Raw genomic sequence first — 20,059 nt, forward strand, 5'->3', positions numbered from 1 at the left:
AAAGCTTTTACTGAATGAAACGTGTATTTGTACATCTTCTGTTGTTTTTATTACCCTTCTTGCTGAATATCGCAATAGTTTATATTGTTGATCCCTATAACCTTATTCATGAAGGTAAATATATATCTGATGAGGCTAAAAATAAATGCATTCGCCGCACTGCAGCCACCATACCACGTGGACAGGTTCCCTGGAAAATGGCTATGTACGACCGAAATCCCATACCTAATGTAGTGTTTGGCGATTCACGCATGACACACCTGAATGGCGATTATTTTACCCAAAATACCGGCGAGGAACTTTTTAATTTTGCCATTGCCGGGGGTAATTTGCGAACCTCTATCGATTTTTTCTGGTTCTGTACCACCAAAACATCACTTAAAAGGGTGTTCTTCCAGGTTGGGTTCATCAATTTCAACGATAAAGTTTATTACGATATAGTGGCACCCTATTGGAAGTTTTCCAGTAATTTGCTTACCTATTTCACTAATCAGAATGTGTGCATCGATACCTATTCAGTACTCTACTACCTGGCAACAGACAACGAAGATTTTGTGAATATCGATTTCCGCGAACGATCTATTGATTTATGGCAGCGCGGATACGACCTCATTGACTTGCGCATGAACGATTTTGTCTATCCTTCGAATTACCTGAACGAATACAGAAAGATTGTAAATTATTGCAAGGAAAATGGAATTGAGATCTACTTTATTCACATACCCAATCATCGTAGTTTTATCGACAAGATTCGTGAATACGATAAGGAAAAAGAGTATCAGGCCTATTTCGAGGACTTAAAAAGCCTCAGTCCTTTAATCAACCCTACTTCTCTTTTCAATTTTACCCAAATCGACGAAAATTATAAAGATGTATTTCATTTTAAAACAGAATTTGCCGACTCCATATCGAACGAAATCTGGAAGCAATATATTCACGTCTATTTTCAACCACCACTTGCCCAGCAAACCGGACAATAAATGACTGATGTGATAATCATCGGAACCGGAATTGTGGGTCTGGCAACTGGCTTGCAACTTCTGGAAAAGTCTCCACATCTGCGTGTGAAATTTCTCGAAAAAGAACCCGGGCCTGCTATGCACCAGACGGGCCATAACAGCGGGGTTATTCATGCAGGAGTATATTACAAACCAGGTAGCTTAAAAGCAACCAACTGCCTCGAAGGATACCGTAAGCTCATCGATTTCTGTACACGAGCGAATGTACCATTCGAATTATGCGGAAAACTAATTGTGGCCACAGAAGCCCAGGAGGTTCCAAGGCTTGAAAGCCTTTTTGAGCGCGCTCAACAGAACGGGCTTGTTCGTGTAAAAAAGCTTTCTGCCTCTGAAATTAAACAATACGAGCCTCATGCTTCAGGCTTGGCAGCCTTGCACGTACCCTACACAGGCATTATAAACTATGGCGAATTAGCCAGAAAATATGCTGCCATTCTGCAGGAAAAGTATGCTGTTTCTATTCATTACAGCCATGAAGTAACACAGATAGAAAAAAAACATGCAGGAGTTGAAGTGATTACTAATCAAGGGGCTTTCGAGGCACGCTTTATTATTAACACCGCAGGACTTTATAGCGACCAGATTGCACTCATGACTGAGGATGACCTCGATGTGCGTATCATTCCCTTCAGGGGAGAATATGTGGAGTTGAACAAGGAAAAACAATACCTGGTTCGCAACCTCATTTATCCTGTTCCAAATCCTGATTTTCCGTTTTTAGGTGTACACTTTACCAGGCTAATAGAAGGCGGTATTGAAGCAGGGCCAAATGCAGTTTGGGCTTTTGCGCGCGAAGGTTATTCTTTCCCCGATTTTAACATTAAGAATATTGTTGGGGATCTTGTCTGGCCTGGATTTCGCAGGGTGATGAAACAATATTGGAAAACTGGTTTGGGTGAGTATTACAGATCATTTTCGCACAAAGCACTTGTAAGGTCAATGCAAAAACTTGTTCCTTCAATACAGGCAGGAGATTTTAGGGAGGGGGGGGCAGGAGTTCGAGCCCAGGCCTGCCACAAAAGCGGAGGCTTAATAGACGATTTTTTAATTCGCGAAAACAAATGGGCCATCAACGTGCTGAATGCACCTTCGCCTGCAGCTACGGCCTCATTGGCTATTGGCGAAACAATAGCTAATCTGGCCCTTAAACGTTCTCATTAGATTCGTGTAAAGGCATTTTACCTGAACATTCGAATTAATTCTTTTTGTCTTTTTGTTTGTTGAGCATATTGATAATCATCCGGCTTTCGCCTTCGCAGGTATGAAAGATTACAATCCGCTCACGCTCGTTGCATAAACAGTGAGTGTATAAATCGCATCCCAGTACCGAATCGATTGCAACCAGACTGTCTTTCAGATGGTACTTAAAAATGTAATAAGTGTAATCGAAATAGAAAACCTTGACAGTATCGTCGGTTTCAGTGATGTAATAGGTACGGTCGTCGATGTTAAATGTGTCGCGGATATAAATAAAAGACCGACGGCTACTTAATACAAGCGGTGTGGTATCGACATAACTAATTTTTGTGCGGGTACGCACTTGGGTAAGATATACAGTATCGTTGATGATACGCTCTGTAAAAACCGTGTCGGAAATAGTACTCATTGCTGTGTCGGCCACCTGATGCAGAATCTGCTTCTGATGCCTAATCTGGTTAGAAATAACTAATATCAATATAATTACTACCAGTATTGCAATTGTAATCTGATAGCCAAGTTGTCTGTTTTTTTCTGACATGACACTAGTTTTTAAATGGGTAATATAAATTACTCATTTTTAAAACCAATTTCAAGCATTAGCAGATAATAAATGTTTTGTATCCAATTTTCCAGAAGATAAATTCACTTAGGTTATATAAAAAAGCCGGCAGGCTTTACGCTTACCGGCTTTAAAGAAGTTTTATCTCTTTTTAGGCTTAGCTACACTATTTGGTAGCATTTTCGAGCCTTTTCATAATCGAGAAGATGAATATGGCAGCGAGAATGCAGCAGATAATAAATATTCCCCAAAGTATATAAAGGTCTACCATACCCCACAAAAGGCTTCCTACAAAAAGGAATTTGTTACCTATGGCAGTTGCCAGCAACCAGCCACCTTGCATAAGACCCTGGAAGCGTGCTGGGGCAACTTTGGCCACAAACGATAAACCGATAGGACTTAGAAAGAGTTCGGCAATGGTTAAAATGAGGTAAGAACTCATAAGCCAGTAGGGCGAAACTCTGTTTATCTCTTCTACTGCCACGCCCGCCATTTCTTTGGGAGAAACCAAGCCAAGCGAAGAGATTAATACCAATACAAACCCAAGGGCAGCTATAATCATTCCGATACCAATTTTACGCGGAGACGAAGGCTCCTGGCCACGCTTGCCCAACCAGGCAAAAATACCCATCACTACGGGAGTTAAGGCTACAATGAACAAGGGATTAAATGACTGAAATACTTCAGGTGAAATCAGGTTGAGGGTGTCGTTATTACGTGCGAAATAATAACATAGTACTCCAAATGCCACAAAACCCACAGCTCCAATTAACTTGTTTGATCCTTTTTTTCCAAAGAAAATCATGGCGCTGGATGCAATTGCACCAATTACGGCCAGAATAGACCAAATGTTAAAAAAGAGGTTGGTAAACGGACCAACGTATTGTGCTGTATAGTCTCTTGCAAAGAAGGTAAGGGTTAGTCCATTCTGGTGGAAAGACATCCAAAAGAAAATAACAACAATAAACACCAGGAAGAGAGCCTTTACTCTTGGCTTTTCTTCTTTCGTCGATATCTGGAAAATCAGGGTAATAAATCCAACAAATAAACCTACTGCCAGACCCATTTTATAATCAATGTCTTTGATGGTGGTATAGCCATCGGCAATATGAAATAAAATTGCCACCACTATTACCAAACCCAGAGAAATCAGAATGTATTTGAGGTTATTGGCCAGGTTGAGTGCAGGCTTGGTTTCGGTAGCGACATTATTCTTTTTCTCTTCTTTCATTATTTTATGTTTCGAAGGAAGAAGTTTGTTGAAGATAACATACACCAACAAGGATACAATCATGGCACCGGCAGCTATGGCAAAGGCATAGTTAAAACCTGCCGAAAATACACTGATGTAGTCATTCGCAAAAGCGGTAAGGTCTGCAGCCGATTTTCCTCCATCGGGAATGATGGCTGCATTGGCAAGGGTTTGGAATTGCTCGGTATCTTTTAAAGTGCCATTTAAAAACTGGTGGCTCAGCAAAGGCAGGTTGGCATTTTCGAAATAGCCATTGTGTTTAAGCCAGAATTCTTTTATTCCTTTTGCCACAAAGGGAGCAAAGAAGGCCCCAATGTTGATACCCATATAAAAAATCATGAAGGCACCATCGCGGGATTTCTTGTACTTTTCGTCGTCGTACATCTGTCCGACAACTGCCTGCAGGTTTCCTTTGAACAATCCGTTGCCCAGTGCAATAATGAGCAGGGCAGCCACAGAAACCCATAGTTCCAGGCCTGGTATTGCAATGATGAGGTAACCAGAGAACATAATTACCTGACCGATGAGAATCACCGTCTTATACCGTTTTGTCCAGTCGGCAAGCATACCCCCAATTAAAGCCAGGGCATAAATGGCAAAATAGAACCACGAATAGATGCTGCCAGCCGAATCGGCATCAAGGCCATACCTGGCTTGCAGAAACATAACCAGAATAGCCATCATCGTGTAAAATCCAAAGCGCTCTCCCATGTTGGTGAAAAACGCAACTAGTAGCCCCTTCGGGTGACCTTTTAACATAGGTGTAAGAATTAAATTGTTTCGAAATCAAAGTCCTTGTCGACAAATATAGAGGATTTTTTATTCGTGAAAATGATTTTTACTTCTTCCAGGTGTTTCTCATCCATGAGATGGGAACCATAAGCAAAACATGAGATAAAGTAAGTAAAACTCCATTTCTTATTGAAAAATGCAGAAAGAATGCTTTGCTCTTACTAAATTTGAGTTTAGAAACCTCAATTCAATTTGAAAAATGGGCAAAGTCTTTACGGCTGAACAGATACGCGCCATCGATGCTTATACCATCGAACACGAGCCCATTCAATCAGTTGATCTTATGGAAAGAGCTGCAACTGCTCTGGCCGATTGGATTTGCCAGCACTTCGAACCCCACACAGCCTTTGTTTTTTTTGCAGGGCCGGGCAACAATGGGGGCGATGCCTGGGCACTTGCAAGAATTCTGCACAAAAGGCATTTTCATAGGCTGCGGTTTTTTTTGTTACAAACCTCCGGAGAGCTTTCGCCTGATTCGGAAATTAACCGCAGACGACTCGATGCCGAAACAAACCTGAAACCTCATAGCATAGGTTCAGAGGCTGAATTTCCTGAAATTGCCCCGACGGAATGGATAATTGATGCACTTTTTGGTTCGGGATTAAAGCGACCACTTGAGGGTGTGGAATGCCAACTTGTAAAATACCTTAACCGAACTTTAAAAGCTGGCACCATTGCTATCGACATACCCAGTGGTTTGTTTTGCGACAGCAACCATGCGAATATATCTGAATGTATAGTGCATGCCGATTATACCCTGAGCTTTCAATTCCCGAAATTCAGTTTCTTCCTGAGCGACCATCAATCAATTGTTGGTCATTGGGAGGTGCTTGATATTGGGCTGCATGCAAGAGCAATTGAAGAAACTCCAACCCTATACCGTTTTATTGCCCAGCCTGATATGGCTCCCATGTTGAAAAAGCGAAGTAAATTCTCACACAAGGGAAGTTATGGTCATGCACTCATTGTTGCAGGCAGTTATGGAATGATGGGGGCTGCTGTTTTGTCTACTCGCGCTGCCGTGTCGGCAGGGGCAGGGCTTGTTACAGCGCATATTCCCCGGTTAGGTTATGAAATCATTCAGACTACTGTGCCTGAAGCCCTTACCGAAATTGATGAGTCGGACCTGATATTTACCTCCACAGGAAGTCTCGACCGATATACTGCCATTGCAATAGGACCCGGCATCAATACCAAGCACAATACCACTAAAGCTTTGAAAGTTCTGCTGGGGCAAACGAAAGTGCCTCTTGTGATTGATGCCGATGGGCTGAATATACTCGCAGACAATAGACCTTGGCTGGAGGAGTTGCCTGCCGGCACAATTCTTACACCCCATCCGGGTGAGTTCGATCGACTAACCCAAAAGCATAAAAGTCATTATGATCGGATCCTAAGTCAACAGCAATTTTCAGAAAAGTATCAGGTAGTGATAGTGCTCAAAGGGGCGCATACTTCTGTATCGTTTAGCGATAGGAGTCTGTGGTTCAATACCACCGGAAATGCCGGAATGGCCACAGGAGGAAGTGGTGATGTACTAACGGGGGTAATTTGTGCGTTATTAGCCCAGGGATATACCAATAAGGAAGCCACTTTATTAGGGGTATATATCCATGGAATGGCTGGAGATCTGGCATTAATGGATAAGGGCTTCCATGCCCTTACAGCCAGCGATATTATTAATAAGCTTGGTAAAGCGTTTAAAACCATTGAATAAAATGAGTAAGATTTTCATTATCCTTATCGTTGCAATTACTTTTTCGTGCGCACCCGGATACATTGTTACTACTAACCTAAAGAACAGGGCTGCCTTTGAAAATAATGGCCAGGTATATATGCTCCCTAAAACGCAACTGGCCATACAAATTAATTTTACCAAAACCGATTTTACCCCTGGCCCTTATCACATGTATGCAAAGAAGTACCTTGGCATAGAAGGTGCAAGGGCGATTTCTGCCAGTCATTATCTAATTGAGGACATTCAGTTTTTCAGTAGCTCTTTGCCGGATTCAGATCATCAGTATTCGGTGCGCAATGTAAATTATGGTTCCCTGTCCGAGTTACTTTCTCCTTTCGTGCAAAAAGGACTTATTCTTCAGGATTCCCTACCGGCTGAGCAAAGGAATTTTTTTGGAACACCTTTCGAAAAAGAGAGTATTGATTTTACCGATTTAAGTGTGAGACCTTTTTACCTTACCGAATCGGATATGAAAGACAAATCGAGGCTGGCTTTAACAGAAGCTGCAACTACAAACTCAAAGTCAGGGCAGGGCACTGTCAAGTCACTTGAAGAAAAGGCCGTTGAGGCCGCTCAATTTATTATCAAACTAAGGAAGCGTCGTTTTAAACTTATCTCCGGTCAATACGAGGTATTTCCCGAAGGAGCATCGCTTGCAGTAAGCGCAGCCGAACTGGACAAGCTGGAAAAAGAATACCTGACTTTATTTATAGGCAAGGAAGAAACAACAAGCTTAACAAGGACTTATCGCCTGATACCTTCAGATGAAGAGAATTTTCAGCGTTTTGTGCTGACTAAGTTTTCCCCGGAATCGGGTTTTCATCCGGTTTCCGGCAACATGGGCGATGACCTGGTTGTTCAACTTACGGGTATGGAAACCATTCAAACACTCACACAGTTGCAGCTTCCAGAAGGTACAGTGAATACTAACCTCTTTTTTTATCGTATTCCGGAAATGGCGCAGGTTAAGATTTTTTTTGGCAGTCATGAAATTGCCGACGCCCAATTGCCGGTATTTCAGCTAGGTGCTTTAATACCGTATTATGTGGCGCCTAAAAAATAGAATTATTCTGCTGGTACAGGAGACACATAGTTGGCAGACCAATCTTCAAACGTTTGGGTTTTATAATGTTCCCCAGAGATAAAATGAATGACTTTGTCGAATTGCTGTGCTTTTGTATAACCAGGCAGGGAGGTAATGATATTCAGCTTTTCGTCCAGAAAAACCACATAAGGATAGCCTGTAGCACCCAGGGCAGCAGCTAGCTGGTGAGAGCCACGAGAACCATTGCTTACATACTTAAAGGTTGATCCCTGAATGACAATATCTTCTTTTTGTTCGGCATTGAATTTAACCGGATAAAAATTATTGTTGAGGTGCTCAGACACTAAAGGCTGCATAAACGTGTTCTTGTCCATTACCTTGCACCATCCGCACCAATCGGTATATACATCTACCATAATCTTCTTCGGACTAGTTTGGTTGAGTGCAATGGCTTCTTCCATTCCAACCCATTTTACGCCCTGAGCATTGGAAGTTAAATTAAACGCCACGAAGGCAATGGTTATCAGTAAGATTTTCATGATGCTACAATATCAATATGACTTAAAAAACGCAAATCTAATTAAAAAGTTGCAACGCTTCATGTTAAAGGCCGGTTAAAACATCTCCTGGTATTTCCGAAGCCGAAAAGAACTTTTTTTCAACCGCTTCCTGTTTATTAGTTTTATTTGGCAGTTGTTTAAAAGCCCTTAACTTCGGATTTCATTTTCTGAAAGATCAGCGCCTATTGACAAAGTTTGATTACTCATAATATGTTGGTATGACAAAGACTAAGAATAAAATTGCGTCCGATGTGTTCCGACCCAAGTTATTTACCCTTTTAAAGGCGGGAATTACCCGGAAACAATTTTCGAACGATTTGATGGCAGGCCTCGTGGTAGGTATTGTAGCTCTGCCTCTTGCCATTGCATTTGCCGTGGCTTCAGGTGTTTCTCCTGAGAAAGGTATTATTACAGCTATTGTTGCCGGCTTCATAATTAGTTTGTTAGGCGGAAGCCGGGTGCAGATTGGAGGTCCAACAGGTGCATTTATTGTGATTGTTTTTGGTATTGTTGAACAATATGGTATCGACGGACTTATTATTTCAACTATTCTGGCCGGTATTATGCTGGTTCTTTTTGGTGTGTTGAAATTGGGAGTATTGCTGAAGTATTTTCCTCATCCTCTGATTGTGGGGTTTACCAGCGGCATAGCGCTGGTGATATTTTCTACTCAGGTACGTGATGCCCTTGGGCTTAGCATCGAAAAAGTTCCGTCGGAGTTTATTGAAAAATGGCTGGTTTATGCACAGAATCTTGGCAGTGTTAATTTTTGGGCTGTGCTAATAACGATAGCCACTATTGGTATGACTATACTCTCCCGACATTTTATTACCCGCATTCCTGGTTCATTTGTGGCCATTGTGCTTACTACTTTGATTGTTCAACTATTTGACCTTCCTGTCTCGACCATCGAATCATTCTTTGGCGATATTCCCTCAAAATTTACCATTAACCTTCCTCATATCGACTTGCAACAGATTCCTTATTTTCTGGCACCAGCCCTTACCATTGCCCTGCTTGGTGGTATCGAGTCATTGCTCTCGGCTGTGGTGGCCGATGGGATGATTGGAGGAAAGCATCGTTCCAATACCGAACTTGTTGCCCAAGGTATAGCCAACATAGTAACTCCTATTTTTGGAGGAATACCAGCTACCGGAGCAATCGCAAGAACCGCCACCAATGTGAAAAACGGAGGAAGAACCCCTATAGCTGGCATAGCCCATGCCTTAACTCTGTTGCTTATTATGCTGTTCGTGGGCAAGTGGGCTAAACTAATCCCTATGTCTTGTCTAGCGGGAATTTTAATTGTAGTCTCCTATAACATGAGCGAATGGAGATCGTTTCGTTCCATTCTGAAAGGAAACCTGTTTGATGTGTTAATCTTACTCACAACGTTTACCTTAACTGTGCTTGTAGATTTGGTAGTGGCTATCCAGATTGGAGTAGTGCTATCGGCTCTTTTATTTATGAAGCGGATGTCGGATCTGGCTGAAAAACGCATTGATCAGGTAATTGATTCGGATGTGCTGGAGGACTACTCAAAAATTCCCAGGCAGATTGCTATCTATGAAATCAGCGGCCCCTTGTTTTTTGGCTCTGCCCGCAAGTATTCCGAGGTTATCGAAAACCTTGGGCTGAGTGCGCGGGTTATCATTATTCGTATGCGCCATGTTTCTTTTGTGGATCAAACGGGTATACAGAATTTAAAAACTACCATCAAATCCTTAAAAGATATGGGTGTATTGGTTGTTCTATCGGGTGTTCACGAATCTGTCATGAAGGAGTTTAACCAATATCAACTAACACGGCTTGTCGAAGAATCGAATATTTTTAAGACTTTCGATGCAGCTCTTTCATTTTCCCGCAGCTATATTGAGCAGCACCCAAAACATTCTATACACCCTGCCTGATCAAACATCTGTTTTTTTCTCAGGAAATAGTATCTTTAGCCACCCGGTGTGAACACGATCATCTTTACCATGCCGGGTGCCGAATGAACCAAACAATGTATTAATTATTTAACTTCTGCTGCCATGGGGAAAGAAATATTAAACTATAAGCCTACGGATGTCTGGAAACATTTTTATGCACTCACTCAACTTCCACGTCCTTCGAGGCACGAAGGCAAAGTGATAAAATATATTCAGGATTTTGCCATCCAATTGGGATTAGGATACCATATCGATGAGGTTGGAAATATAGTAGTGTCGAAACCTGCTACCAAAGGCAAAGAAAATCACCGTGGGGTTATTCTTCAATCGCATGTGGACATGGTGCCACAAAAGAACAGCGATAAGGTGCATAATTTCGAGACCGATCCGATTGAAACCCTTATCGATGGCGAGTGGCTCAAAGCCAACCAGACTACTCTTGGTGCCGACAATGGCATTGGCTGTGCAGCCATGCTTGCCATTCTTGAATCAACTTCAACAAAACATGGTCCTTTGGAGGCTTTATTTACCATCAACGAAGAGGCCGGTATGGACGGTGCTTTTGGTTTAAAAGGAGGCGTTTTAAAAGGCCAGGTATTAATTAACCTCGATTCGGAAGACGAAGGTGAATTGTTTATAGGATGTGCAGGTGGGTTAAATGTACAGGCTAATTCTTCCTATCAGTCAGTGGCACCTGAGTCAGGAAAGGCTTTTGAGATAATCATCAAAGGACTGAAGGGGGGTCATTCCGGGCTCGATATCAACCTGGGGCGTGGTAACTCCAACAAAATAATGGGCCGTTTGCTATGGTCGGCGCTGAACAACCTTTCGGTTCAGGTAGCCAGTTTAAAGGGTGGCGATTTGCGTAATGCCATTCCTCGCGAAGCCCATGCCATAGTTATCATACCTGAAATTTTTGTGAACGACCTGAAATCTTTCATTAGCCGGTTTACCGAAAATCTGAAAGAAGAACTCAAACACACCGAACCAGGTTTAAGCATCGAATTGGTGGCAGTTGATGTTCCTTCGAAAGTTATTTCGCCCGCCGATGCTATGCGATTAATTGGTGTGCTAAATGCCGCGCCAAGTGGAGCGATGCGCATGAGCGATGTGATGCCCGGATTGGTTGAAACCTCTCTGAACCTTTCTATTGTTCGGATTGAAAATGAAGAGGCAGAGTTTACTTACCTTGTTCGCAGTTCCATCGATACAGCTAAATATGCTGTGGGCGAAAAGCTTTCGGCGCTGCACAGTATTACCGGTTTCGAATTGAATTTTTCCGGCGACTACCCTGGCTGGAGTCCAAACCGCGAGTCGTATGTGCTTAAAGTTTGTTCCGATACTTACCAGAAGCTTTTTAACAAAACTCCGGGTTTACTTGCCATTCATGCAGGTTTGGAGTGCGGTATTATTGGCGGAAAGTACCATGGTTTGGATATGATTTCATTCGGACCTACCATTCGCTCTCCTCACTCGCCCGATGAGAAGGTGCATATTGCCTCAGTCGATAAGTTTTACGATTTTCTCAAAGCCACCCTGGAGGCCATCGGGTAATTTCTTTTGTGATAAGCAATTTATTTTTAATTGTGTAATATAGTGCCTTTATTAACCAATAGTTAAGTTTCAAAATAATCTAAACAGAATAGAAATGCGCCGTTTTTTTTCGATTGCCATCTTTTTTATTTTGATATCGACTGCCTGCAGCTCGAATCATCAGATTGATCAAGATACTTCCTATATTTTCCAAAACAACCAACTGGAGATTGCAACTAAATCCGGAAACTACAAAGTGTTTGCCGTGGATGAGCAGATTGTAAGAATAAGCTTTTCCGACAGCCTTATGTCTGGTAATCGGGTATATGGTCCGATACTTCATGAGCCCATAAAAGCCAAGGTGAAACGCACAGATAGCTTGTTAGTTTTCACAACGGGAAAGGTAAAGGTCGAAATTTCTTTTTCTCCGGTGCATTTCACATTTTACGATTTGGAAACCGGCATCAAACTGGAAGAAGACAAAGGCTTTCATTATCGAGATAATCTAACTGCCTTTAGCTTTAAGTTAAGCCCAGGAGAAGCCATTTATGGAACCGGATCGCGTGCCATACCTCAGAACAGGCGAGGTTACAAATTTCAGTGCTTCAACCAGGCTAATTATGGCTACGGAGTAGGGGCAGAGTTTTTAAACTATTCAGTTCCTTCTTTTCTCTCTTCGGGTGAATACATGGTTTTAATCGACAACCCGGCAAGGGCGTGGTTTGATATAGGAAAAGAAAAAAGCGATGTGCTTGATTTTGCAAGCACTGGTGGCAATCAAACCTATTATTTTATAAACGGAAAAGATAAGGAAGAAGTACTTGCCAATTATTTCAAACTTACAGGCACACAACCCATGCCACCAATTTGGGCATTGGGTAACCTTCAGTCGCGATTTGGGTACCGTTCGCAGGCAGAAACAGAAGAAGTGGTAAGAGCTATGCTCGAAGCTGGCTATCCGATGGATGCCATCATTATCGATATTTATTGGTTTGGGCAGGAATTGCAAAATGGTTACATGGGAAACCTTGCATGGGATAGCGTCTACTGGCCGGATCCGAATGGAATGATAAAGAACTTTGCTGAACAGGGAGTAAAAACCATTACCGTCTCCGAGCCCTTTTTTACCCGTAAATCGAAGCATTTTAATTTCCTCTCGGAAAATAAGTTCTTAGGCCTCGACAGCACCGGGCAAACCATGACCATGCCTTATTTTTATTTTGGCGATGCCGGATTGATTGATATTTTCAAACCCGAAGCCCGGCAATGGTTCTGGCAACAATACAAACAAGAAAAAGAACGTGGCATTGCCGGCTGGTGGGGCGACCTGGGCGAACCCGAAGTGCATCCGGACGATATGGTGCATGTAAATGGACTGGGCAGGGAAGTGCATGGAGTTTACGGACACGAATGGGTGGCCATGCTTTATGAAAATTATGCCAAAGATTATCCAGACGAAAGGCTATTTAAATTGGGGCGTGCTGGGTATGCCGGATCGCAACGTTATGGACTCATGCCCTGGTCTGGCGATGTAGCCCGCGACTGGTCTGGTTTCAGGGCTCAGAACAATGTCATGCTTGGGATGAGTTTGTCTGGTTTGCCTTATATGCATTCCGATGCAGGTGGATTTGCCATGCACCCACGCGATTCTATACTTTATATGCGCTGGTTGCAATATGCTGTATTCACACCTATTTTCAGGCCTCATGGCGATCCTGGTGCACCACCCGAACCAATATTTTATCACCAAAAGGTGCAGGATATTGTAAAAAAATCAATTCAGCTGCGCTATGCCATGTTGCCCTATAACTACACCCTTGCCTGGAAAGCAGAACAGACAGGGGCACTTATGGCGAAACCAATGTTTTTAGCTTTTGAAGAGCAACAAATTTCCGACACCCTTAGCAATCAGCACATGTGGGGCGATGACTTATTAGTCGCACCTATTTGGTACAAAGATGCCACAGAAAGAGAGGTATTTTTACCAAATGGCGATTGGTATAATTTTTATACCCAGGAGTGGCTGCAGGGAGGTCAGTTTATCAAAGTAAAAGCCGAAGAGGAATCGATACCGGTATTTGCCCGTGGAGGTAGTTTTATTACTTTGTCCGATGCCATGCTGAATACCGACCAATATAATGGAGACCAGCTTACCGTTTACTGTTACCTGAATGCAGAAAAGAACGATTTCACCGGCGAAGTTTATTTTGACAATGGCTATTTAAAAGACGCATACAAGAAGGGTCAATACCAATTGTTACAATTGCAATGCAAGAATCAGGATGAAGGACTGGTTGTTTCATATCAACTCGAAGGTAGTTATGCCGAGGCACCCAAAACCCGTTTCATTGCATTGAAGTTGGTAGGCTTGAAAAAATCACCTTTAGAGGTACTGGTTAATGGACAGGTTGTTAGTTTTAATTGGCAAAATAACATCCTTGAAATAAGTGATTTAACTACAGAAAAGTCTGTAGAAATTAAAGTTCTTTAAAGTTTTTTAACCCGTTGTTAAAGGCGTATTCTTTATGATGCTAGACGATATTCGAATAATATTGTTAACTTGAATTCATAAGCATTTTTAGTAAAGTGGAAAAGCTGGCACTTTTTCTTGAGAAACATTCGATGGCTTGTTTTTACAAGAAATATTGTGGCATAGAGTGTCCTGGATGTGGTTTTCAGCGATCGTTGGCGCACCTTTTAAGGGGCGAATGGTCCGACTCCTTTCATGCCTATCCAGCTTTGATTCCAACCATTCTGATGTTATGTTTTTTAGGGCTTCATCTGATTTTTCGTTTTCCGAAAGGGGCTCGTGTTTTATTAGTAATGTTCTTCATCAACCTGGGTATTATTATCGCGAATTATATCCTTAAATTCATTCAATAAACTATTAATTATGGAAACTTTTAAGAAAACTCTTCCTAATTCAACTCTTGTTCTGGTATTAGGCATTTTATCGATTGTAACCTGCTGGGTATGGGGATTAATTGGTATTGCCCTCGCCATTATAGCGCTTGTAGTATCGAAAAAATCTACCGAAATTTATAATCAGGCTCCCAACGAATACGAGGGATATAGTAACTTAAAAGCCGGTCGTGTGATGGCTATTGTGGGTTTAGCCCTTTCTGCTGTTTATTTACTTATTATTCTTGTGTCGTTAATCTTTTTGGGTGCAGCTGCATTTTCACTGGGTACCTTACTCCAAAACATGTAAAATTTCAATAACAAAATCTGAATAAAAATGGAAGAGCAAAATAATCAACAACAATTGTTCTACAAACAACCACTACCCAATGCCACAGCTGTATTGGTGTTAGGTATTTTGTCTATAGCGTTTTGCTGGTGCTATGGTATTCTGGGAATTATAATGGGAATTATTGCACTTGTCATCTCAACCAATCCACTGAAATTATATAAGGCAGATCCGGAAAAGTGGTCGGGTTACCCCAACCTGCAGGCAGGCCGGGTTACAGCGATCGTTGGTCTCTCTTTATCAGCAATTTTTATCATTATCATATTAATTGCCTTGGCCACCACCGGGTTTAATTTTTCACCTGAATATTGGAAGCAATTTCAGCAATTTTAGGAATTTAAAAAATATCCAAATAAGAATGCCCTGCCGCTAGGCAGGGCATTTTTTTGGCATTGCAAGGCTTTTAGAAAAATGCTGGCGAATAATCAGAGCGATTCGAAAATTTCTACTGCTGCTCGCGATTTATTCAGGGTATAAAAATGAATTCCTGGTGCACCACCTGCCAGTAATTCGCGGCACTGTTGTATGGTATAGTCAACGCCAATCTGATAAGATTTGGATGGATTATCTTTGTATTCTTCCAGACTTAATGCCAACTCAACAGGAATTTTTGTGCCTGACATTTTGGTAAATCTTTCGATTTGCCTGAAAGTAGTTATTGGAATAATGCCTGGTATTATGCGCGAGTGAATTCCCAATTCCCGGGTTTTTTTTACAAAATCAAAGTAAAGCTTATTATTGAAAAAGAGCTGTGTAATTAAAAAATCGGCTCCAGCATCGACTTTGGTTTTAAGGTTCGCCAAATCTTCTTCCATCGAAGAGGCTTCGGGATGTTTTTCCAAATAGCAGGCACCTGCTTTCACAAAATCGTAGTGCTCATCCACAAAGGCTATCAGTTCGCTGGCATGGCGAAAACCATCGGCGGGTGCATTGAAATGTGCTTCATTTTTAGGAGGGTCACCACGCAGTAGCATCAGGTTCTCGATGTGTATCGATTGCAGGTAATTTAAATCTTCTACTACTTTCTGTCGGGAAGCATTGACACAAGTATAATGCGCCACGGTGGTAAGCCCTATTTTATTTTGAAGATAATCAACCAGGTCGAAAGTTTTATGCTGATCGGACCCGCCGGCACCGTAGGTAACGGTTACAAACGAAGGAGAAAGGCGCATAAGTTGCCCCACATTGATGCCAAAATCTACGGCAGAGATTTCATCCTTGGGTGGAAAGAATTCAAAGGAAAAGGACCGGTCCTGAGATAAGAATAAGTCTGTAATCTTCATAATGTGTAATCGATGGGCTTGGTGTCTAGGTTAGTCTATAAATAATTTAGTTCGGTTGCCAGCCATTTTTCTACAGTATTGGCCGAAACTCCTTTTCTTTGCGCGTAATCCTGCACCTGGTCGGATGATATTTTGCTTACATAAAAGTATTTCGATTGAGGATTAGCAAAGATCAAGCCGCTAACCGAGGCTGCCGGCACCATCGAAAAACTCTCTGTGAGGTGTATGCCACTGCCTTCGGCATGCAGCAGATTGAAGAGGGTTTCTTTTTCGGAATGGTCGGGACATGCCGGGTAACCATGCGCTGGCCTGATACCCTGGTACTTCTCAAGTAAAAGATCATCAAGGCTTAGGTTTTCATCCTTGGAGTATCCCCACCATTCTATTCTCACCTTCAGATGAACCAACTCTGTAAAGGCTTCGGCCAGCCTGTCGGCAAGTGCTTTTACCATAATGCTGTTGTAATCGTCGTGGGTGGCTTCAAACTTTTTCACCATTTGATCGACACCTATGCCCGCAGTAAGGGCAAAAGCACCGATGTAATCGATTACGCCCGATTCTTTTGGGGCAATAAAGTCAGAAAGGCAAAGGTTTGGCTGCCCGGCTTCCTTTTTTACCTGGTTGCGCAGGTTGCGGAAAACTGCAAGAGTTTTACTGCGCGATTCGTCGGCGTACACTTCAATGTCGTCGCCCACTGAGTTGGCCGGGAAGAATCCAACCACTCCATTGGCCCGAATAAGATTGCCGGCAATTATTTCATCGAGCAATTTGTTGACATCGTCGAAGAGTTTGCGGGCCTCGCTACCATAGCGCGCATCGTGAAGTATCTCGGGGTATTTGCCTCTTAATTGCCACACGACAAAGAAGAATACCCAATTGATGTATTCCTTAATTTCGGTAAGAGGGTAATCGACATAATTTTTTGTGCCCAAAAATGCTGGTTTTACAGGTCTATTTGCCTGCCAATTGATGCGGAGCCGGTTTTTCCTTGCTTCCTCAATACTTACAAATTCCATTTTTGAACTGGCACTTGCATAGGTTTTTTGTAACTCGATATACTCTTCGCGTATTTGATTTACAAAGCTGTCTTTATTCTCTTTCGATAATAACTGATTAACCACTCCAACGCTTTTCGAGGCATCTTTGACGTGAACAACGGGGGCCCCTGTGTGTGGGCTTATTTTTATGGCTGTATGTATTTTCGAAGTTGTTGCCCCTCCAATGAGCAGCGGCTTGTCGATGCCTTGTTTTTCCATCTCGCGGGCAAAATCGCTCATAATTTCAAGCGATGGAGTAATCAGTCCGCTTAAGCCAATAATGTCGACATTCTTCTCACGCGCAACCTGAATTATTTTTTCTGTAGGCACCATCACACCAAGGTCGATAATTTCGTAGTTGTTACAAGCCAGCACAACGCCTACAATGTTTTTACCTATGTCGTGCACATCTCCTTTCACAGTGGCCAGTAGAATTTTGCCAATAGTTCCATTGCCCTCGCCATCGCTTATTTTTTCTTCTTCAATGTATGGCAGAAGGGTTGCTACGGCGCGTTTCATTACCCGGGCACTTTTTACAACCTGTGGCAGAAACATTTTACCAGAACCAAACAAGTCACCTACCACACCCATGCCATCCATCAGAGGGCCTTCGATAATATGTAAGGCTCGTTGGTATTTAGGACGGGCTTCCAGTACATCGGCTTCGATGTAATCTGCTATCCCTTTTACAAGGGCATAACTTAACCTTTCCTCCACTGGTTTTTCGCGCCAGGCATCAGTTTTGGCTTCCTTTTTATCGGTTTGTTTTACGGTTTCGGCAAATTCAACCAACCTCTCGGTGGCATCGCTCCGGCGATTAAGAATTACATCTTCAACCAATTCCAATAATTCTTTTGGAATATTGTCATACACTTCAAGCAGGGCCGGATTTACAATACCCATATCCATTCCGGCACGCGTACAATGGTATAAAAATGCCGAGTGCATGGCCTCGCGTACCGTGTTGTTTCCTCTGAACGAAAAGGATAAGTTACTTACCCCACCGCTCACTTTGGCGTAGGGAAGGTTTTCTTTAATCCATCGGGTTGCATTGATAAAATCTACTGCATAGTTGTTATGTTCTTCAATTCCTGTGGCTATGGCCAGAATGTTGGGGTCGAAAATAATGTTCTCCGGTTGAAAACCTATTTTCGAAGTCAGGAGTTTGTAAGCGCGCTGGCAAATTTCTATTTTACGTTCAAAACTATCGGCCTGTCCTTGTTCATCGAAGGCCATTACTACCACAGCTGCGCCGTAAAGTTTAATTTTTTCAGCCTGCTGGAGAAAGCTTTCTTCGCCTTCTTTTAACGAAATGGAGTTGACGATGCATTTTCCCTGAACGCATTTCAAGCCTGCTTCGATTACCGACCATTTCGAGGAATCTATCATTACAGGAACACGGGCAATTTCGGGTTCGGTCATTACCAGGTGAAGGAATTTTACCATGGCATATTCGGCATCGATCATGGCATCGTCCATGCAAATGTCGATAATTTGGGCTCCTCCCTCAACCTGCTCACGGGCTACTGTAAGTGCCTGGTCGTATTTTTCTTCTTTAATGAGCCGCGCAAAGGCTTTAGAGCCGGCTACATTGGTGCGTTCGCCTATGTTAATGAAGTTGCTCTCGGGACTTATGGTAAGGGGTTCAAGACCGCTGAGTCGGGTTTTTGGTTCAATAAGCGGAATTTTTCGGTTGTTGTGTTTTTCGATAATTTTTGCGAAAGCCCGGATATGATCCGGTGTAGTCCCGCAGCATCCTCCAATGATGTTGGCATTACCTCCGGTAAGCAGTTTTTCCAATTCAAGAGCCATGTGGTCGGGAGTTTCGTCATAGCCACCAAACTGGTTGGGGAGACCTGCATTCGGGTGTGCACTGATATTAAAAGGGGCTTTCCTGCTCAATTCCTCGATATAGGGCCTCATATCTGCCGCCCCCAATGCGCAATTTAATCCCACACTTAATAGCTTGATGTGTGAGATGGAATTTAAAAAAGCCTCCACGGTTTGTCCGGAAAGGGTACGTCCACTGGCATCGGTAATGGTTCCGGAAACCATAATGGGGAGTTCAGTATTTTTCTCCTTGTAAACCTCGCTGATAGCAAAAAGAGCTGCTTTGGCGTTCAGTGTGTCAAATACCGTTTCTACCATCAGAATGTCCGAGCCTCCATCAATGAGACCATGCACTTCTTCGGCATAGGCGGCTACCATCTCGTCGAAACTAACCGCCCTGTAACCCGGATCATTTACATCAGGCGACATAGAAGCAGTCTTGTTGGTAGGCCCGATGGAACCAACCACAAATCTAGGTTTTTTAGGATTTTTTATGGTAAAGCGGTCGGCTGCTTCGCGGGCTATTTTTGCCGATTGGTAGTTTAGTTCGTAACAGATTTCTTCGAGGGCATAGTCGGCTTGAGAAATTCTGTTCGCGTTAAAGGTATTGGTTTCAATAAGGTCCGATCCTGCTTCGAGGTAGCGCTCGTGTATCTCAATAATTATCTCTGGCTTGGTAATGGATAGCAAGTCGTTGTTTCCTTTTAAATCGATGGCAGTATTCTTAAATCTCTCGCCACGGTAATCTTCTTCGGATAAATTGTATTGCTGAATAAGGCTTCCCATGGCTCCATCGAGCAACAAAACCCTTTCCTTTAATGCTATATTTAGTAGTTCCTGTCTGTTCATTCAGTTTTCGCGTGTTTAGATTGCAAAAATATGAGATTTATCAACATTCACTGCCATAAATGTTCATATTCGATTTAAATCTGGTAGTTACCTGAAAAATTAAATAAATAGGCTTTATCACTAGTAAGATAGATACTGCTTGTATTAATATTAACATCAAACATTTATTCTTTCTATACTC

The 20,059-nt window shown here is 42.5% G+C and carries 15 protein-coding genes; 10 read left to right on the plus strand and 5 right to left on the minus strand.

The window, feature by feature from the left end:
• Window positions 1–14 precede the first annotated feature (14 nt).
• Together IPM71_12745 and lhgO are read left to right on the plus strand one after the other, a co-directional pair.
• A complete protein-coding gene (locus IPM71_12745; GenBank protein ID QQS50441.1) occupies window positions 15–980 on the plus strand; it encodes a hypothetical protein in 966 nt (321 codons plus the stop codon).
• Window positions 981–2,180, plus strand: coding sequence for an L-2-hydroxyglutarate oxidase (gene lhgO, locus IPM71_12750; GenBank protein QQS50442.1), 1,200 nt, complete (start codon window positions 981–983; stop codon window positions 2,178–2,180). It abuts the gene before it with no gap.
• 34 nt (window positions 2,181–2,214) lie between these two features.
• Here the strand turns inward: lhgO and IPM71_12755 are convergent, their stop codons facing one another.
• Together IPM71_12755 and IPM71_12760 are read right to left on the minus strand one after the other, a co-directional pair.
• A complete protein-coding gene (locus IPM71_12755) occupies window positions 2,215–2,757 on the minus strand; it encodes a hypothetical protein (protein QQS50443.1) in 543 nt (180 codons plus the stop codon).
• 187 nt (window positions 2,758–2,944) lie between these two features.
• The gene (locus IPM71_12760; protein ID QQS50444.1) at window positions 2,945–4,789 is read right to left on the minus strand and encodes an MFS transporter; all 1,845 of its coding nucleotides are present in this window, start codon (window positions 4,787–4,789) and stop codon (window positions 2,945–2,947) included.
• A gap of 232 nt (window positions 4,790–5,021) precedes the next feature.
• Here IPM71_12760 and IPM71_12765 point away from each other — a divergent pair, with 232 nt between their 5' ends.
• Together IPM71_12765 and IPM71_12770 are read left to right on the plus strand one after the other, a co-directional pair.
• A complete protein-coding gene (locus IPM71_12765) occupies window positions 5,022–6,539 on the plus strand; it encodes an NAD(P)H-hydrate dehydratase (GenBank protein QQS50445.1) in 1,518 nt (505 codons plus the stop codon).
• Window position 6,540: 1 nt separating this feature from the next.
• On the plus strand, window positions 6,541–7,623 hold the full coding sequence (locus IPM71_12770) for a DUF4831 family protein (GenBank protein QQS50446.1): 1,083 nt from the start codon (window positions 6,541–6,543) through the stop codon (window positions 7,621–7,623).
• Window positions 7,624–7,625: 2 nt separating this feature from the next.
• On the opposite strand, the gene IPM71_12775 is transcribed toward IPM71_12770, so the two are convergent.
• Window positions 7,626–8,144, minus strand: a complete 519-nt coding sequence (locus tag IPM71_12775; protein QQS50447.1) for a DUF255 domain-containing protein — start codon at window positions 8,142–8,144, stop codon at window positions 7,626–7,628.
• 239 nt (window positions 8,145–8,383) lie between these two features.
• Between IPM71_12775 and IPM71_12780 the strand changes: the two genes are divergently transcribed.
• From IPM71_12780 to IPM71_12805, 6 genes are all read left to right on the plus strand, one after another.
• Window positions 8,384–10,075 carry an STAS domain-containing protein gene (locus tag IPM71_12780; GenBank protein ID QQS50448.1) on the plus strand — a complete coding sequence of 564 codons (1,692 nt, stop codon included), beginning with the start codon at window positions 8,384–8,386 and terminating at the stop codon, window positions 10,073–10,075.
• A gap of 123 nt (window positions 10,076–10,198) precedes the next feature.
• The gene (locus tag IPM71_12785) at window positions 10,199–11,650 is read left to right on the plus strand and encodes an aminoacyl-histidine dipeptidase (GenBank protein QQS50449.1); all 1,452 of its coding nucleotides are present in this window, start codon (window positions 10,199–10,201) and stop codon (window positions 11,648–11,650) included.
• 94 nt (window positions 11,651–11,744) lie between these two features.
• A complete protein-coding gene (locus tag IPM71_12790) occupies window positions 11,745–14,120 on the plus strand; it encodes a DUF5110 domain-containing protein (GenBank protein ID QQS50450.1) in 2,376 nt (791 codons plus the stop codon).
• A gap of 95 nt (window positions 14,121–14,215) precedes the next feature.
• Complete coding sequence (locus tag IPM71_12795; protein ID QQS50451.1) at window positions 14,216–14,512, plus strand: DUF2752 domain-containing protein; 297 nt, start codon at window positions 14,216–14,218, stop codon at window positions 14,510–14,512.
• Between the two features lie 10 nt (window positions 14,513–14,522).
• On the plus strand, window positions 14,523–14,840 hold the full coding sequence (locus tag IPM71_12800; GenBank protein ID QQS50452.1) for a DUF4190 domain-containing protein: 318 nt from the start codon (window positions 14,523–14,525) through the stop codon (window positions 14,838–14,840).
• 27 nt (window positions 14,841–14,867) lie between these two features.
• Window positions 14,868–15,212, plus strand: a complete 345-nt coding sequence (locus tag IPM71_12805) for a DUF4190 domain-containing protein (GenBank protein QQS50453.1) — start codon at window positions 14,868–14,870, stop codon at window positions 15,210–15,212.
• A 92-nt stretch (window positions 15,213–15,304) separates the two neighbouring features.
• On the opposite strand, the gene metF is transcribed toward IPM71_12805, so the two are convergent.
• Together metF and metH are read right to left on the minus strand one after the other, a co-directional pair.
• On the minus strand, window positions 15,305–16,162 hold the full coding sequence (gene metF, locus IPM71_12810) for a methylenetetrahydrofolate reductase [NAD(P)H] (protein QQS50454.1): 858 nt from the start codon (window positions 16,160–16,162) through the stop codon (window positions 15,305–15,307).
• Between the two features lie 35 nt (window positions 16,163–16,197).
• On the minus strand, window positions 16,198–19,878 hold the full coding sequence (gene metH, locus IPM71_12815; GenBank protein ID QQS50455.1) for a methionine synthase: 3,681 nt from the start codon (window positions 19,876–19,878) through the stop codon (window positions 16,198–16,200).
• Between the last annotated feature and the right edge of the window lie 181 nt (window positions 19,879–20,059).

The organism is Bacteroidota bacterium, from assembly GCA_016699695.1.
GTDB lineage: Bacteria > Bacteroidota > Bacteroidia > Bacteroidales > UBA10428 > UBA10428.

What these genes read in the sequence shown, in the direction of transcription:
- IPM71_12800 (QQS50452.1), top strand. Translation starts at nt 14,523, where the DNA reads ATGGAAACTTTTAAGAAAACTCTTCCTAATTCAACTCTTGTTCTGGTA.
- IPM71_12805 (QQS50453.1), top strand. Translation starts at nt 14,868, where the DNA reads ATGGAAGAGCAAAATAATCAACAACAATTGTTCTACAAACAACCACTA.
- IPM71_12770 (QQS50446.1), top strand. Translation starts at nt 6,541, where the DNA reads ATGAGTAAGATTTTCATTATCCTTATCGTTGCAATTACTTTTTCGTGC.
- IPM71_12790 (QQS50450.1), top strand. Translation starts at nt 11,745, where the DNA reads ATGCGCCGTTTTTTTTCGATTGCCATCTTTTTTATTTTGATATCGACT.
- metF (QQS50454.1), bottom strand. Translation starts at nt 16,162, where the DNA reads ATGAAGATTACAGACTTATTCTTATCTCAGGACCGGTCCTTTTCCTTT.
- IPM71_12775 (QQS50447.1), bottom strand. Translation starts at nt 8,144, where the DNA reads ATGAAAATCTTACTGATAACCATTGCCTTCGTGGCGTTTAATTTAACT.
- IPM71_12780 (QQS50448.1), top strand. Translation starts at nt 8,384, where the DNA reads ATGACAAAGACTAAGAATAAAATTGCGTCCGATGTGTTCCGACCCAAG.
- metH (QQS50455.1), bottom strand. Translation starts at nt 19,878, where the DNA reads ATGAACAGACAGGAACTACTAAATATAGCATTAAAGGAAAGGGTTTTG.
- IPM71_12755 (QQS50443.1), bottom strand. Translation starts at nt 2,757, where the DNA reads ATGTCAGAAAAAAACAGACAACTTGGCTATCAGATTACAATTGCAATA.
- lhgO (QQS50442.1), top strand. Translation starts at nt 981, where the DNA reads ATGACTGATGTGATAATCATCGGAACCGGAATTGTGGGTCTGGCAACT.
- IPM71_12745 (QQS50441.1), top strand. Translation starts at nt 15, where the DNA reads ATGAAACGTGTATTTGTACATCTTCTGTTGTTTTTATTACCCTTCTTG.
- IPM71_12760 (QQS50444.1), bottom strand. Translation starts at nt 4,789, where the DNA reads ATGTTAAAAGGTCACCCGAAGGGGCTACTAGTTGCGTTTTTCACCAAC.
- IPM71_12785 (QQS50449.1), top strand. Translation starts at nt 10,199, where the DNA reads ATGGGGAAAGAAATATTAAACTATAAGCCTACGGATGTCTGGAAACAT.
- IPM71_12765 (QQS50445.1), top strand. Translation starts at nt 5,022, where the DNA reads ATGGGCAAAGTCTTTACGGCTGAACAGATACGCGCCATCGATGCTTAT.